We start from the raw sequence: 15715 nt of genomic DNA, 5'->3' as shown, positions 1-15715 counted from the left end.
TCCGGCCGCCGGCCCCCCGGCCACATCGACGGTCCGGCGGCCGCCCGCGCGCATGATGGAGGACGGCCCCGTCAACCGATCGGCTGATGCGCACCCCGGCCGGACGGGTCACCATCGAGGGATCGGCGCAGGTCGGCGCGGTGGTCATGGGTGTCGACGACAGAGTGGAAGGAGCCGCCTCATGGAGCGGTCCCGTCCCGTCGGCGGCGAGCCGGACGACACCGGCGCCCCCCGTCGTTCCGTCGGCACCGGCACCGACCGGACCGTCCCCGGCGCCGCCGCCGATCCGGACGCCGGCCGGCTGGCCGTCCTGCTCGACTCCGCCTTCCTGCTGCTGCTCGCCACCTCGCTCGGCCGCTACCTCAGCCACCACGCCGGAAACCCCCTCGTCCCGTGGGTGATCGGTCTCGGCCTCGCCCTGGCCGTCGCCCAGCCGGTCGGTTCCTGGCTGGCCCACCGGCGCCCGCCCGCACCGGGGCACCGGCGCGGGCCCTGGCCGCTGGCCCTGGTGATCGCGCTCTGGGTGGTGCTGGTGCTGGTGGCGCCGAGCTTCGCCTGGTGTGCCGTCCCGCTGGTCTACACGGCCCTGCGCACGCTGCCCGCCCGGGCGGCGATCCCGCTGGTGGCCGCGCTCACCCTGCTGGTGGTGATCGGGGAGATCCGGCTGCCGGGCGGGGTGGACGCCAACCTCGTCCTGCTGCCGCCCGCCGTGGCGGCGCTGGCCACCGCCGTCTTCCTGTACATGGAGCGGCAGGCCGAGCGGCAGCGGGCGCTGATCGCGGACCTCGTCCGCACCCGGCGCGAACTCGCCGCCACCGAGCGGCGGGAGGGCACCCTGGCCGAGCGCGGGCGGCTGGCCATGGAGATCCACGACACCCTGGCGCAGGGGCTCTCCAGCCAGCAGATGCTGCTGCAGGCCGCCGACCGCACCTGGGAGGCCGATCCGGCGACGGCCCGGACCCATGTCCGCACCGCCGCCGAGGTGGCGGCCCGCAACCTCGCGGAGGCCCGCCGCTTCGTCCACGACCTCGCGCCCGCCGAGCTCGCCGACGGCCGGACCCTCGACCAGGCGCTGCGCTCGCTCGCCGAGCGGGAGTCCGCCGAGAGCGGGCTGCCGGTCCGCTTCCACCTGGACGGCGCCCCGGTGCCGCTGCCCGCCGCCGCGCAGTCCGCGCTGCTGCGGATCGCCCAGGGCGCGCTGGCCAACGTCCGGGAGCACGCCGGGGCCTCGGCCGCCGCGCTGACCCTCTCCTTCCTCGGCGACCAGGCCGTGCTGGACATCGCCGACGACGGCCGCGGGTTCCAGCCGGCCGGGCCCGCCGGCGGTGCGCGGACGGGCCCGTCGGACGGCGGCGGACGCGGTCACGGCCTGCCCGCGATGCGGGCCCGGCTGCGGCAGCTCGGTGGCACGCTGACCGTCGAGAGCGCCCCCGGCGAGGGCACCGTCGTCTCCGCCGCGATCCCGCTGGAGCCCCGACGAGCCCCCCTGGAGTCCCCATGAGCACGGCCCCCACGACGCCACCGGTCCGGCTGCTGGTCTGTGACGACCACGCCGTCGTCCGGGCCGGCCTGCTGGCGCTGCTGGCCAGTGCCGGTGACATCGAGGTGGTCGGCGAGGCCAGTACCGGCGAGGAGGCGGTCGCCCTGGCCGGCCGGCTGGCGCCGCAGGTCGTGCTGATGGACCTCCAGCTCGGCGAGGGCATCGACGGCGTCGAGGCCACCCGGCGGATCACCGCCGCGCCCGGCGCGCCGCACGTCCTGGTGCTCACCACCTACGACACCGACGCCGACATCACCCGGGCGATCGGCGCCGGTGCCACCGGCTACCTGCTGAAGGCCGAGCGCCCGGAGGAGCTGTTCGCGGCGGTGCACGCGGCCGCGCGCGGCCGCACGGTGCTGTCGCCGCCGGTCGCCTCCCGGGTGATGGCGCAGATGCGCGCGCCCGCACCGCAGTTGACCGAGCGTGAGCAGGAGATCCTCGCCCAGCTCGCCCAGGGACTGGGCAACCGGGAGATCGCCCGGGCGCTGTTCATCAGCGAAGCCACCGTGAAGACCCATCTGGGCCGGATCTACGACAAGTTGGGTGTCGACACCCGGGCCGGCGCGGTGGCCGTGGCCAAGGAGCGCCGGCTGCTGCGCTGAGCAGCCGACCGGTGCCGCTCCGTACCGGACGCACCCCCGGAGTGTCGGATTCCGGGCCGGTGGACCGCACGCACCCGCTTCGGCCGTTCACCCGAACGGGTGAGGCCGGACCGGTCCCGACCCCCTCGGCCACCCTCCTCCGGAGCCCCTTCGGCGACCGGTCGGCACGTATACGGATCACCCTTGCGGGAACAGGCCGGCACCGCGCCCGCCCGGTGACGCCCCGTCACCCGGCCGGACCCCGCCCGGAGCCCCGTCCGGGAATGTGGATGTTTCGTGGACCTCACTATTGACAAACCAACCACTCGGTTTGTTAGCGTGGAGATCAACGACGCCTCCGGTGGTGGGGCCTCGCCAAAGGCCTGTGCGAACCACCCTCGCCGGAGGGTGACTGCCAGGGGGGTGCGGCGAGGGACCGGGGAGTCGGGGGGTACGGCGTGCCGATGCCGTGTGCTGAGAAGGCGCGGAGCGAGTCCGGGGGGACTCGCTCCGCGCCTCCTCGACGCGGCACCACCGCCCGCGGGCCCCGCGGACCCGCCGCCCGGGTCACCCCAGCGCACTCCAGTACGGACACCAGATCTCCGGCAGCGACGCCACCCCGTGTGCGGCGAGGGGGAGTTCGGGGCCGTCGCACACCCCCTCCACCCACTCCGACCGGGCCACTCCCGGCGAGGTCGCCGTCAGCCGGGCCTCCCCCAGCGCGCCGAACTCCAGCGCGAGCCGGTAGCCGTCCGGCGTGACCGCGGCGACTCCGGGCAGCTCGCGACAGGCGTTCACCGAGGTGATGATCCAGCCGCGCCGCCGCCACCCCGCCTCCAGCAGGACCGGCAACTCCCCCCGGCGGGCGGCCGAGATGATCGTGACGATGTCCCGGCCGCGACCGACGTACCACTGGACGCCCCCGTCGGCCGGGCCGGAGCCGGGCGCCGGCAGGCGCGCGCCCGCGCAGGGCGCCGCGTGCCGCCAGGACAGCTCCGGACGGACGGCGTCCAGCGTCTCCCGCAGCAGGAGTTCGCAGTGTTCGGCGGCGGCGGCCTGGTCCACCACCGCCCGCGCGGGCGGCGCGAAGGAGCGGGCGGGCTCCGGCCACCGGGCCCCGGCCGGGTTCTCGACGTTCACTTCGGCTCCACCTGACTGCACCGGGCCCTCCGCGCTTCTCCCGGCGTTCAACCCGGGAAGGGATTCCGTCACTGCGTGGACGGCGTGCCGAACCGCCGCAGTTCCACGGCCCCGCCCCGCCCGCCGGGTGTCGCGCCCGGGGCGGAACGCACCGGACCCAAGAGTAAACTGCACCGAGTAGTGCAATCCATCTCACGAGGGAGAGAGCCCCGATGACCGCAGGCGCACCAGCCACGCCGGGAACGCCAGGGGCCGAGGCCGCCGCGGGCTCGCGCCGCATGCCGGAGAAGCGCCGGGCCATCGCCCGCGCGGCGAGCACGGTCTTCGGGCGCGAGGGCTACACCCGGGCCAGTGTGGACACGATCGCCGCCGAGGCCGGGGTGTCCAAGCGCACCATCTACAACCACTTCGGCGACAAGGAGAAGCTCTTCCTCTCCGTCGCCCTGGAGACCGCCGGCGAACTGACCGAGGTCATCGCCCGGCTGGCCGACCGGCACCTGCACAAGATCGTCGACCTGGAGGCCGACCTCACCGCCTTCGCGGTCGACCGCGTCCGGGCCGTCCTCGCGGCGGGCGACCACTACGCGCTCGGCCGCACGATCCGCGCCGAGGCCGGCAACATCCCGCCCGAGGTGCTCAACGCCTGGCTGGACGCCGGGCCGCTGGCCTCCCAGCGCGACCTCACCGCACATTTCGGCCGCCTCGCCGAACTGGGGCTGCTGCGGATCGAGGACGCGGAACTCGCCGCCACCCAGTACACCCAGCTCACCTTCAGCGGCGCCGCCGACCGCACCTTCTTCGGCGCGGTGCACGTCCCGGAGGCGGAGCTGATCCCCGGTATCACCGCCGGCGTCCGCGCCTTCCTGCGCCTCTACGGCAGCTGATCCGGGCCCGTCCGCCGAGCCGCGCCCGCTCGGCGATCCGAGCCCGCGCCGATCCGCACCCGCTCGGCTGTCCGAGCCCGTCCACCGATCCGAGCCCGTCCACGAGGGCCGGCCCCACCCCCGGGGCCGGCCCTCGTCGTCCGTCCGGCCGCCGCACCCGCCGCTCGCACCCCTCGCGCCCTCAAAAGTGCACTACACGGTGTAGTTGCTCACATTCCCTACACCGTGTAGTTTACTTTCTGTCGACGAGGCCGCGGCCCACCCCGGCACCCACCCCACCCCATCCCTCGAAGGGACCCCAGCCATGCCCACCGTCACCGTCGCCACCGCCCGCGTCCCCTACCGCGTCGTCGGCGAGGGCCCCGGGACCCTCGTCCTCGTCCACGGCACCGGCCCGGGCTCCGGCATGTGGGACCACCTGCTGGACGGCTTCACCGACCGCTACACCGTGCTGCTCCCCGAGCTGTCCGGCAGCGAGACCGCCGAGGACGACGGCGGCGAGCTGACCGTCGAGACCCTCGCCGCGCAGGTCAACGCCGTGATCGAGGACGCCGGCCGCGGCCCGGCCGATGTCGTCGGCTTCTCGCTCGGCGCGGTCGTCGCCACCGCCGCCGCGGCCCGGCGCCCGGAGCAGGTGCGCCGCCTGGTCGCCGCCGCGGGCTGGATCAACGCGGACGACGAGTACCTGCGCAACATGATGACCGTGTGGCTGGCCATCGCCGACGACACCGCCGCCTTCGGCCGCTACGCCACCCTCACCGCGTTCAGCCGCGGCTTCCTCAACGGGATCGGCCGCGAGGCCGTCGAGGCCAACGCCGCGTTCATGCGGCCGACCCCCGGCACGCTGCGGCACATCCACCTCAACCTGAGCCTCGACATCACCGCGTCGCTCCCCCGCGTCCAGGCCCCGACCCTGGTGATCGGCTGCGCCCAGGACGCCACCATCCCGGTGGAGAACGCCCGCCGGCTGCACGCGGCCCTCCCCGGCAGCGAGTACGCCGAGTTCGACACCGGTCACGTCGTGGTCTTCGAGCAGTCCGAGGCCTTCACCGCCACCGTCCGCGCGTTCCTCGCGGCCGCCTGACGGGACGGCGGCCCGCCGCACGTCCGGGGCCGCCGAGGCGGGAGCCGTCGGCGGGCGCGGAGGTCGGAGCACGCTCCACCGCCGTACGCAAGACCCGCGCCAGAACGTCCGATTATCGATCCTGCCGGGAACAGGAATTGATCGTCCGTCAGTTCACGGAAGGAGCGGGTCCGACCCGCACCAGCCACTCCCGACCAGCCGAAGTGCAACCAGGAGACGATCGTGCGCATACTCTTCACCGGTCCGGCCGCGCCCAGCCACCTGTTCCCGATGGTGCCGACCGCGCAGGCCCTGCGGGCGGCCGGGCACGAGGTCCTGTTCGCCAGCCCGAAGCCCATGGAGCAGCTCCGGGCGGCCGGCTTCCCGATCGTCGAGATCGGCGACGGCCGGCCGCTCCGGGAGGCGTTCGCGGAATCCACCGGCACGACGCGGTACGCCACACCGGAGCTGGACCAGGACCAGATCCTCGACCTGGCCGCCACCGCCTTCGCCCACGCCTCCCGCTCCACCGTGGACGACCTGCTGGCCGTCGCCGGCGCGTGGGAGCCCGACCTGCTGGTCCACGACTCCTGCCTGGCCTCCGCCCAGTTGGTCGGGGCCAAGCTCAAGATCCCGGTCGCGCTCCAGAACTTCGGCCTCACCTCCGGCCTCGACATGGCCGCGCGGCTGGCCACCCACTTCACCGACGTCTACGAGGCCCACGGCGTGGCCGGCCCGGCCGAGTCCACCCCGCTGGACATCGTCCCGGCCTCGCTCGGCGGCGACCGGGGCGGCCTGCGGATGCGTTACCTCCCCTACAACGGCGGCGGCGTCGTCCCCGGTGACCTGCTGCGCCACGGCACCCGGCCGCGGGTCGCCGTCACCCTGGGCACCGTGGTCGCCGACATGGACGGCCTGCACGCGATCACCCGCCTGATCGAGTCGGCCGCCTCGGTCGACGCCGAGTTCCTGCTGGCCGTCGGCGACGCCGACCTCACCCACCTCGGCACCCTCCCGGCCAACGTCCGCCCACTGCCCTGGGTCCCGCTGGCGGAACTGCTGCGCGTCTGCGACGCGGCGGTCCACCACGGCGGCTCCGGCAGCACGCTCACCGCCCTGCAGGCCGGCCTGCCCCAGCTCCTCCTCCCCCAGGGCGCCGACAACTTCGCCGTCGCCGACATCCTCACCGCCACCGGTGCCGCGCTGCGCTCGGCCTCCGAGGACGTCGACACCCCGCTGCTGACCCGCCTCGTCACCGACCCGGCGCTGCGCGAGGCCGCCGCCGGCCTCCGGGCCGAGAACGACGCCCTCCCCACCCCGGCCGAACTCGTCCCCGCCATCGAGGCCCTCGCCACCGCCCCGCGCTGACCCGCCCCCGCCCGGGCGGCCGGGCGACGAACCGTGCCCCGGCCGTCCCGGAAACACCAAAGCCGCAGGTCGCGAGACCTGCGGCTTTGCCGTACCGGGCCGGCGCTCAGGCCGCCCGCTCCTGGGTGCGCAGCGCGAGCCGGGCGGGCAACCAGGTGCCCACGGCGGCGAGTGCGGTGCCACCGGCGAGGACGAGCAGGAGCTGCCCGACCGGCAGGGCGACCCCGGCGGTGCCGCGGGTGATGCCCTGGGCGTAGGTGGTGAGCACCGCGAACGCGATCCCGAGGCCGAGCACGACGGCGATCGCGACGGCGACCGCGGTCTCCCAGCCGAGCATCCGCCGGACCTGACGACGGGTGGTGCCGATCAGCCGCAGCGCGGTGAACTCCTGGCGGCGGTCGGTGATGCTCATGGCGAGGGTGTTGAGCACCGCGATGGCGACGAAGGCGATGATCAGGCCCAGGGTGACGTAGCCGATCTGGGCACTCGTCCGGTTGCCCGCGGCCTGCGCGGCGGCGCGGTCCAGGACCCCGATGCCGGGCTCGGCCCGCAGCGCCGCGGCCAGCGCCTCCCGGGTGACGCCCTCGCCCCGGACCAGCAGATTGTCGTCGAGGGGGACGTCGACGTGCGCGGCGACCAGGCCGTGCGCGAGGGTCAGGTCCCCGAAGCCCAGGCCCCGGGCGTACAGGGCGACGACGGTGAGCTCCGCCGGGGTGCCGTCGGCGAGGGTGAGCCGGATCCGCTGGCCGAGCCGGTAGCCCAGCCCGTCCGCGGCCGCCGCCGTACCGTCCGCCAGCGCGCCGAGGTCGCCGGTGGTCACCGCGAGGTCGAGGGTGTCGGTCAGCCGCTCCGGCGAGACCGCCTGCACGCTGCGCCTGGTCAGGCCGTCACGGACCTGGGTGTGCAGCACCCGGGTCACGGTCCGCACCCCGGGGACGGCGGCGACCGACCCGGCGGCGGAGGCGGGCACCCGCGGCCCGACCACGAAGTCGGCGACGCTCCCCCGGTCGCGCTGCTCCCCCGCGGCGCCGTCGACGGTGGTCTGGGTGAACAGGATGGTGCAGGCCATCGCGACCAGCAGGGTCAGCGGGGTGACCACCGAGGCCAGCCGGTGCGCGGCGGCCCGCAGGTTGTGGGCGGCGAGGTAGCCGCCGACCCGGGACGCCCGCAGCGGCAGGCCCAGCACCGCGACACCGACCCGGGCGACCAGCGGGCCGAGCAGCGACAGCGCCGTGCACCACAGCAGGACGGCGATGAAGCAGACCGGGGTGGACGCCTGGTCCGAGTGCAGCGCGGTGAGCAGCGCGGTGAGGACGACGGCGCCGACGGTGGCGAGGACGCCGAGGACGATCCGGGCCCAGCCCAGCCGCGGCGGCTTCAGCTCGGCCTCGCCGAGGGCCTCCACCGGCTTGATGGCGGTGGCCCGCCGGGCCGAGATCCGGGCGGCGCCCCAGCCGGCCAGCAGGGTGGCGCCGGCGGCGGCGATCACGGGGAACGGGGAGAGGACGACCGGGATGTTCGCGGGGATCACGTCCAGGGCGACGAACCGGTCGTGGAGCCAGTCGCCCAGCGGCAGGCCGGCGGCGGCGCCGAGCACTCCGGCGGCCAGGCCCACGGTGAGCGCCTCGCCGCCGATCATCTTCCGGACCTGTCGTCCGGTCGCGGCGACGGCGCGCAGCACGGCGATCTCGCGCTGACGCTGCTGGATCGACAGGCCGAAGGTGCCGACGACGACCAGCAGGGCGACGAGCAGCGAGGTACCGGCCAGCACGGCGCCCATGCTGACCAGGCGCACCCGGGCGTTGGCGGCGTCGGGGAACTCCACCGGTCCGCGGTCGTCGCCGGTGCGGACGACGGCGGCCGGGGCGGTCGGGGTGGCCGGAGCCGGGACGCTCCGGAGCAGGGCCTCGACATCGGCGCCGGCCGAGGGCGCGGCCGGGAACACGCCGATCGCGCTGACCAGGCCGTCGTGGCCGGCGAGCTGCCGGGCCCGCTCGGGGGCGAAGAACACCGCGGTCTGGCTCGCGAAGCCCTGGGCGGTGACGCCGACCACGCGGACGGTCGACGTCCCCGCGGCGGTCCGGGCCCGCACGGTGGAGCCGGCGGACAGGTGCGTCCGGGCGGCGGTGGCCGCGTCCAGCACGATCTCGTCGGCGGCCGACGGCGCGTTCCCCGAGGCCAGCGTCAGACCGGCCAGCGGCGCGGACTCCCAGCCGTGGCCCCACGAGTCGCGCGAGGGGCCGCCGGGGAGCAGCACCGGGAACGTCACCTCGGTGGTGACGGCCTCGACCGAGGGCAGGGCCTTGATGCGCTCGGCGAGGGCGGCGGACACCCAGGCGTGGTCGGCGATCGGCTTGGCCTTCTCCTTGACCTTCCCCTTGCCCTTGTTCTCGACGTGGTGGACGTCCTGGTCCCCGGCGACCACGATCGGCACGCCCGCGTACCGCTCGGGCTGAACGCCGCCGAGCAGTCCGGTGGCCAGCAGCGTTCCGCAGCCGCAGACCAGCGCCGCGGCGCAGAACAGGGCGACGAAGGCGCCGGCGAACCCGGCCTTGCGGTACCGGAGGGTGGCGAAGGCGAAGCTGAGCATCATCGGTTCCACGCTCCCAGGCGGATCATGCGGTCGGCGACCTTGGCGGCGGTCGGCGCGGACATCGTGTCGGCGACCCGGCCGTCGGCCAGGAACAGCACCTCGTCGGCGTAGGAGGCGGCGACCGGGTCGTGGGTGACCATGACGATGGTCTGGCCGAACTCGTCGACGGTCTGCCGGAGCAGGGTCAGCACCTCGCGGGCGGTCATGGTGTCCAGGGCGCCGGTGGGCTCGTCGGCGAAGAGCACCTCGGGGTCCGGGATCAGGGCCCGGGCGATGGCGACGCGCTGCTGCTGGCCGCCGGACAGCTGGCCCGGGCGGTGTCCGGTCCGCTCCCGCAGCCCCACCCGCCCGACCAGTTCGGCCAGCCGCCCGGCGTCGGCCCGGCGGCCGGCCAGGCGCAGCGGAAGCGTGATGTTCTGCTCGACGGTCAGCGACGGGATGAGGTTGAAGGCCTGGAACACGAACCCCGCGCGCTCCCGGCGCAGTTCGGTCAGCTTGGTCTCGCTGAGCCGCGACAGGTCGGTGTCGCCGAGCCGGACGGTCCCGGAGCTCGGGCGGTCCAGGCCGGCCGCGCAGTGCAGGAAGGTGCTCTTGCCCGAACCCGAGGGCCCCATCACGGCGGTGAAGCCGCCCTTGGGCAGCCGCACCGTCACCTCGCGCAGCGCGGCGACCGCGCCCCGCCCCTTGCCGTAGACCTTGCTCACGGCTTCCAAAGTGATCGCTTCGCTCATGTCCTCAAGCCTGCCGATCCGCGAACTCCCGGGACAGGGAACGGATCACGAGCGACCCGTGACATCGTCACGGGTAGGGTCGTCGCATGATCAGACTCCTGCTGGCGGAGGACCAACACGTGGTACGCGGCGCCCTGGTGGCGCTGCTGGAGTTGGAGCCCGACCTGGAGGTCGTGGCCCAGGCCGGCTCGGCCGACGACGTGGTGCCGCGCGCCTTGGTCGTCACACCCGACGTGGCGGTGCTCGACATCGAGATGCCGGGGCGCACCGACGGCCTCCAGGCAGCCGCCGCACTGAAGGAGAAGCTGCCGAACTGCCGGACCCTGATGCTCACTTCGAACGGCCGCCCCGGGCTGCTCCGTCGGGCCCTGGACGCGAAGGTCGACGGCTTCCTGCTGAAGACCGCCCCGCCGGAGGAGCTGGTGGCGGCGATCCGGCAGGTGGCGGGCGGCGGCCGGGTGCTGGACCGGGGGCTCGCCGTGGCGGCCTGGGACCTTGCGGACAACCCGCTGACACCGCGGGAGAACGGCGTGCTGCGGGAGCTGGCCGAAGGCGCCGAACCCCCGGAGATCGCGGCGCGGCTGCACCTGTCGACGGGGACGGTCCGCAATGTGCTGACCGCGGTCGTCGGCAAGCTCAACGCCCGGAACCGGACGGACGCGGTGCGGATCGCGCGCGAGGCGGGCTGGCTGTAGGACACGGCTCCGCCCTGTGGCGGGCTGCGGGCCGCAGGCGGGGGGCGCAAGGCAGCGGGGCGACGGGGCACCTGGGCGGGCCGGGGGCCGGCCTCAGCCCGCGGGCACCTCGGCGCGCAACAGGTACCAGCCGTCGTCCGGACCGGCCACCAGGGTGCCGCCGATGGCGGTGAGCCGGACGGTCAGGCCGCCGACCCCGGAGCCGGGTGCGCTGACACCGTCCGCCACCCCGTCGTTCTCGACCTCCAGCCGCACCGACGCCCCGTCCGCCGACGTGGCGATGCGCGCGTGGCGGGCGGAACTGTGCCGCAGGATGTTGGTGACGGCCTCGCGGAGCACCACGCTCAGCACGGCTCCCGCCGCCGCCGGCACCGGTCCGTCGTCGACCTCCACCTTGATCGCGGCTGCCTCCAACACCGCTGTCGCCGAGGCCAGTTCGGCGGCGAACGACAGCCGGGGACTGTCGCTGACCACCGTCCGCAGCTCGCTCTCCCCGCGCTCGGCCAGCCGCACGATGTCCCGCAGCTCGGCCCGGGCGCGGCCGGCGTCCTGGTCCGCCAGGCGCCGGGCGAGTTCCGCCTTGAGCAGGATCGCGGTCAGTCCGTGGCCGAGCAGGTCGTGCAGGTCGCGGGCGGCGCGCAGCCGCTCGGTCACGACCGCGGCCCGGGCCAGCCCCGCCCCCGCCCGTTGGAGTTCCCGCACCAGGCGGACCAGGCGCAGCACCCCGTAGACGACGACGCAGGTGACCAGGGCGTCGACGGCGGCGAGCAGCGCGGGTGCCGGGCCGCCGCCGGTGATCACGCCGCCGGCCACCACCGCCGCCGCGGCGAGCGCCGCACCGGCCCGCAGCGGCAGGGCGATCAGCACCGAGCCGGCGAGGATGCCGACGGTGCCGATCCAGTTCCGCCCGAACCAGGGCAGCGGGGCGAGGGCGAAGGCCGCCGAGGCGAGCAGCACGAGCCGGGCGTGGCGCGGCGAGTCCTGGGTCGCGAAGCGGATCTGGAGCGCGCAGAAGGCCAGCAGGCACGGGACGCCGAGCCAGAGCAGCGCCACCGGCACCAGCAGCACGGCCTTGACCCAGAAGGTGCCCAGGACGAGGAAGTACAGGCCGAGCGCCGTCCGCAGTTCGGGCGGATCGGCGGAGGCCGTCGGCGCGGGGGTGGCCCCGACCGCCGCCTCGACGGCGAACCGGCCGTCCGGCTCCAGACCGGCCGTCAGCCGCCCTCCGACGGCGCGGACCCGGTCGGCGAGGCCGTCCAGGAGGTCCGCCCCGAGCGCGGCCGTCGGCACGCCGTCGCTGACCACGCGCAGCACCACCTGCCCGGCCCGCTCGCCGGTGACGATCTCGCACCGCCGCGCGTCGCCGACCCGCACCACCGCGGTGACCGCTTCGCGCAGCACCGCCGCCAGCACCGTCCCGGCCGGGCCGAGCGGCTCCGAGTGCCGCACCCGGAGGTCGGCGGTGATCCCCGCGGACGTGAGCAGGGCCCGGGCGCTGGCCGCCTCGGGTGCCAGCGACAGGCTGCGCAGCTCGGCCGCGGTGGCGCGGGTCGCCGCCAAGGTCCGGCGCGCGGCGGCGATCAGCGGGTCCAGGACCGCCGGGTCGTCCCGGCGCGCCAGGCCGTGCACCTCCCGCAGCCCCGCGGCGAGTTCGGCCTGCAGGCTGGACGCGAGGCGCAGCCGCTCGGCGGTCACGGCGGAGGCCGCCAGCGTGAGCCGGGCGGCGTGGGCGCGCGTCGCGAACAGCGCGAGCGTGGTGACGGCGTACAGCATGATGCCGCCGATCGCGACGATGAGCGTCAGGTCGGCGGTGTCGCGCGCACTGCCCGACCGGGCCAGCTCGACCAGGGCCGCGCAGCCGACGAACAGCGCCAGCGACACGCGGCGGCGTTCGAGCAGCAGCGAGGCGGCGGGGAGGCAGAGCAGGCCGATCGAGGCACCCAGCGGGACCACGGCCAGCCAGCCGACGGCCAGTTCGGCGGCCGTCCAGGCCACCGGCGGCGCCGTCGGGGCGATCCGCCGCACCGCCGGCGAGGTGTGGCGGAGCTGCGCCACCACCAGCGTGAGGCAGGCCGCCGCCACGGCGAGACCGGCCCCCGGCTCGGCCGGTACCCTTGCCAGCCCCTTGAGGACGTGCACCGAGGCCACGGCGGCGGCGACCGCGACGACCAGCGCGTGCGACAGCCTCGACGCGATGTCCTTGCCCGGTGCCCCCTCCACCCCGGCATGCTACGCGCAGGACGATCAAGGACGAACCTGTCGGTTCACCCGAATCGGGGCCGCGAATCCGCACCCCCGGTACCGGCGGGGTGCGCGGCCCCCCGCCCCGCGGAGCGCGGCCCGGCTGGACGGGGCTTCCCTTGCCCGACGCATTGGTCTGGTCCAAACTGATCGCCGGTCGGGCCTGCGCCGGGCCGGCCCGCGCACCACCCGCGGTGCCGCCGCCGGTCATGGCCGGCAGGTCGCGGTCGTCGGACGAGGGGGATGCCATGGCGGAGCGGACGTCGGCCACCGGGCCGGCCCGGGGATGCCCGGCAGGCGAGCCGGACCCGTTCGGCCCAAGGCTGCGGTCGTTGCGCCGACGCGCCGGGCTGAGCCAGGAGGCGGCCGCGTCACGGGCCGGGATCAGTACCAGGGCGCTGCGCGACATCGAGCACGGCCGGGTCCGCCGGCCCCAGTCGCGCACCCTCCGGCACCTGGCCGGGGCGCTGGGCCTGACCGACGGCGAGCGGGCGGACCTGCTGGCCGCCACCCGCACCGGGCCACCGCGCGGCGCCGGCCGGCCGCGTCTGCTGATCCTCGGCCCGCTCGCCCTCCAACGCGGCCGGGCCCCGCTCCCCGTCACCGGCCCGATGCTGCGCCGCCTGCTCGGGCTGCTGGCGCTCAAGCACCCCGGACCCGCCACCCCGCAGGAGATCACCGACGTCCTCTGGCCGGCCGGGCCGCCCGGCTCCCACCAGAGCCTGGTCCACACCTACGTCAGCCAGGCCCGCCGGCTGCTGGACCCGGGCGGCCCGGGGAACAGCCCGGGCAACGGCCCGGCGCCGACCGTGGTCCGGACGCCCACCGGCTACCTGCTGGCAGCGCCCCGGAGCCGGCTCGACCTCGGCCACTTCGACGAGCTGCTGGACCGGGCGGAACGCGCGCACCGCACGCCGGACCGGGCAGCCGCGTACGAGTCGCTGACCCAGGCCCTGCGCTGGTGGCGGGGCCCGGTGCTCGCGGACGCCGATCCGGCACTGCGTCAGCACCCGGCCGCGGTGGCGGCCAACGAGCGACGGGTCAGGGCGGCGCTGCTGCACGCCGACACCGCGCTGCTGCTGCGCCGCCCCGGGGAGGCCGTGCCGGTGCTGTGGGACCTGGTGAACACCGAACCGCTGCACGAGGGTCTGCACGCCCGGCTGATCCTCACCCTCGCCGGCAGCGGGGAACAGGCCGCCGCGCTCCAGGTGTTCACCCGCCTGCGCGACCGGCTGGACGGGGAACTGGGCGTCACCCCCGGCGCCGAGGTCCGCGACGCCCACCTGCGGGTCCTGCGCCGGCAACTGCCCCTCGCACGGCAGCACGACCGCGCGGGGCCGGCCGAACACCCCGCGCCCGCCGAGCACCCCGCGCCGGCCGGCCGCACGGCACCCCCCGACCGGCCCGCGCCGGCCGGCCCGCCCCCGGCCCAACTGCCCGCCGGGACCGGCACCCACGTCGGGCGGCACCGACAGCTGCGGGTGCTGGACACCCTCGTCGCACCCGACCCCGCGCGGCGCCCGCCCCTGGTCGTGGTGGTCGGCCCGCCCGGGATCGGCAAGACCGCCCTCGCCACGCACTGGGCGCACGCGCGGCGCGAACACTTCAGGGACGGGCAGCTGTTCGTGGACCTGCGCGGCCGCTCCCGGCTTCCGGCGCTGCGCCCGGCCGACGTCCTCGCGCAGTTCCTCCGGGCCCTGGGCACACCGCCCGACCAGCTGCCCGCGGACGTGGACGAGGCCGCGGCGCTGTACCGCACGCTGCTCGCCGACCGGCACACGCTGATCGTGCTGGACAACGCGCGCGACGCCGAGCAGGTCAGGCCGCTCATCCCCGGCGCCCGGGACTGCGCGGTGGTGATCACCAGCCGCAGCCGGCTCGCCGGTCTGGTCGCCGACAACGGCGCCCGCCGGCTCAGCCTGGACCCGCTCGACCCGGACGAGGCCGGCCGGCTGCTGGGCAGCATCGTCGGCGACTGCCGGGTGGCGGCCGAGCCGGACGCGGCCCGCGGGCTCGTGCGGCTGTGCGGCGGTCTGCCCCTGGCCATCCGGATCGCCGGTGCCAACCTGGTGGCCCGCGACACCGGCATCGCCGACCACTGCACCGGGCCGGCCGGCGACGGCGGGGCGGCCCGCGACACCGGCATCGCCGACCACTACGCCGAGTTGGCCGGCGACGACCTGCTCGGCCGGCTTCGTGTCGAGGGGGACGGCCGCTCCACCGTACGGGCCGCCTACGACCTCTCCTACCGCGCGCTCCCGGCCGAGGCCCGGCGGATGTTCCGGCTCCTGAGCCTGATGCCCGGCCCGGACCTCAGCGTGGACGGTGCCGCGACGCTGGCGGACTCGACCTCCGCCGAAACAGCCGGGCTGCTGGCGAGCCTGGCGGACGCCCACCTGGTACGGGAACGGGCGGCCGGCCGGTTCGGGCTGCACGGCCTGCTGCGCCGCTACGCCCGCGAGTTGGTCGGCGAGGAGGAGGCGCGCACCGCCCGGCAACGGCTCTCCCGGGCGACGGACCGCGCCACCTCACCCTGAACGCCGGCCCGCGCCGACCACCAACCCGGTCCGACCACCAGCCCGGTCCGACCACCGGCGCGGCGGCAGGACGACGGTCCGGCAGTCTCCGCGGTTCTGCCGGTCCGCCCGGGCCGATCGTCGGCCGGCCGGGAGAACAGCAGGTCAGCACTGGTGAGTTCGGCCGGCACCGGCCTCCCGGGGCGGCTCCGGTCCTCTGGTCCGACTGGAGGGGCCCGACCAGGCCGGCTCCGTACGGTGGTCGCACCGCAAGGCCGTTCCCCGTGCCGATTCATGAGGTGACACGTTGCCGCAGCTCACCACTCCCTTCCCCACCGCTCGCACGGCGGCGTCCCCGACCCC

The 15715-nt window shown here is 76.0% G+C and carries 11 protein-coding genes; 7 read left to right on the top strand and 4 right to left on the bottom strand.

The window, feature by feature from the left end:
- Positions 1-181 precede the first annotated feature (181 nt).
- Together ACIQTO_RS01160 and ACIQTO_RS01155 are read left to right on the top strand one after the other, a co-directional pair.
- Positions 182-1501 (top strand): sensor histidine kinase, encoded by a 1320-nt coding sequence (locus tag ACIQTO_RS01160; RefSeq protein ID WP_402381205.1) that lies wholly within the window; start codon positions 182-184, stop codon positions 1499-1501.
- Positions 1498-2142, top strand: a complete 645-nt coding sequence (locus ACIQTO_RS01155; protein ID WP_402381202.1) for a response regulator — start codon at positions 1498-1500, stop codon at positions 2140-2142. The genes ACIQTO_RS01160 and ACIQTO_RS01155 overlap by 4 nt, the downstream gene beginning before the upstream one ends.
- A 546-nt stretch (positions 2143-2688) precedes the next feature.
- On the opposite strand, the gene ACIQTO_RS01150 is transcribed toward ACIQTO_RS01155, so the two are convergent.
- Positions 2689-3261 (bottom strand): hypothetical protein, encoded by a 573-nt coding sequence (locus tag ACIQTO_RS01150; RefSeq protein ID WP_402381199.1) that lies wholly within the window; start codon positions 3259-3261, stop codon positions 2689-2691.
- Positions 3262-3539: 278 nt separating this feature from the next.
- On the opposite strand from ACIQTO_RS01150, the gene ACIQTO_RS01145 reads away from it, so the two are divergent.
- The 3 genes from ACIQTO_RS01145 to ACIQTO_RS01135 all read left to right on the top strand — a co-directional run bounded on the left by ACIQTO_RS01145 (position 3540) and on the right by ACIQTO_RS01135 (position 6576).
- Complete coding sequence (locus tag ACIQTO_RS01145; protein WP_402381197.1) at positions 3540-4145, top strand: TetR/AcrR family transcriptional regulator; 606 nt, start codon at positions 3540-3542, stop codon at positions 4143-4145.
- 304 nt (positions 4146-4449) lie between these two features.
- Positions 4450-5229 (top strand): alpha/beta fold hydrolase, encoded by a 780-nt coding sequence (locus ACIQTO_RS01140; RefSeq protein WP_402381194.1) that lies wholly within the window; start codon positions 4450-4452, stop codon positions 5227-5229.
- Between the two features lie 222 nt (positions 5230-5451).
- Positions 5452-6576: a nucleotide disphospho-sugar-binding domain-containing protein gene (locus ACIQTO_RS01135; protein WP_402381191.1), complete on the top strand. Its 1125-nt coding sequence runs from the start codon at positions 5452-5454 to the stop codon at positions 6574-6576.
- Between the two features lie 106 nt (positions 6577-6682).
- Here ACIQTO_RS01135 and ACIQTO_RS01130 read toward each other — a convergent pair whose 3' ends face one another.
- Entirely contained in the window at positions 6683-9169 is a 2487-nt protein-coding gene (locus tag ACIQTO_RS01130; protein WP_402381189.1) for an ABC transporter permease, read from the bottom strand.
- Complete coding sequence (locus tag ACIQTO_RS01125) at positions 9166-9900, bottom strand: ABC transporter ATP-binding protein (protein WP_402381186.1); 735 nt, start codon at positions 9898-9900, stop codon at positions 9166-9168. The genes ACIQTO_RS01130 and ACIQTO_RS01125 overlap by 4 nt, the downstream gene beginning before the upstream one ends.
- 86 nt (positions 9901-9986) lie before the next feature.
- On the opposite strand from ACIQTO_RS01125, the gene ACIQTO_RS01120 reads away from it, so the two are divergent.
- Positions 9987-10595: a DNA-binding response regulator gene (locus ACIQTO_RS01120; RefSeq protein WP_402381183.1), complete on the top strand. Its 609-nt coding sequence runs from the start codon at positions 9987-9989 to the stop codon at positions 10593-10595.
- Positions 10596-10688: 93 nt separating this feature from the next.
- On the opposite strand, the gene ACIQTO_RS01115 is transcribed toward ACIQTO_RS01120, so the two are convergent.
- Positions 10689-12815 (bottom strand): histidine kinase, encoded by a 2127-nt coding sequence (locus ACIQTO_RS01115; RefSeq protein WP_402381180.1) that lies wholly within the window; start codon positions 12813-12815, stop codon positions 10689-10691.
- A gap of 230 nt (positions 12816-13045) precedes the next feature.
- On the opposite strand from ACIQTO_RS01115, the gene ACIQTO_RS01110 reads away from it, so the two are divergent.
- Positions 13046-15373 carry a BTAD domain-containing putative transcriptional regulator gene (locus ACIQTO_RS01110; RefSeq protein ID WP_402381177.1) on the top strand — a complete coding sequence of 776 codons (2328 nt, stop codon included), beginning with the start codon at positions 13046-13048 and terminating at the stop codon, positions 15371-15373.
- Positions 15374-15715: the final 342 nt, after the last annotated feature.

It is taken from the genome of Kitasatospora sp. NPDC091207 (assembly GCF_044768625.1).
Classification (GTDB): domain Bacteria; phylum Actinomycetota; class Actinomycetes; order Streptomycetales; family Streptomycetaceae; genus Kitasatospora.
This window is presented reverse-complemented; position numbering and strand designations above follow the sequence as displayed.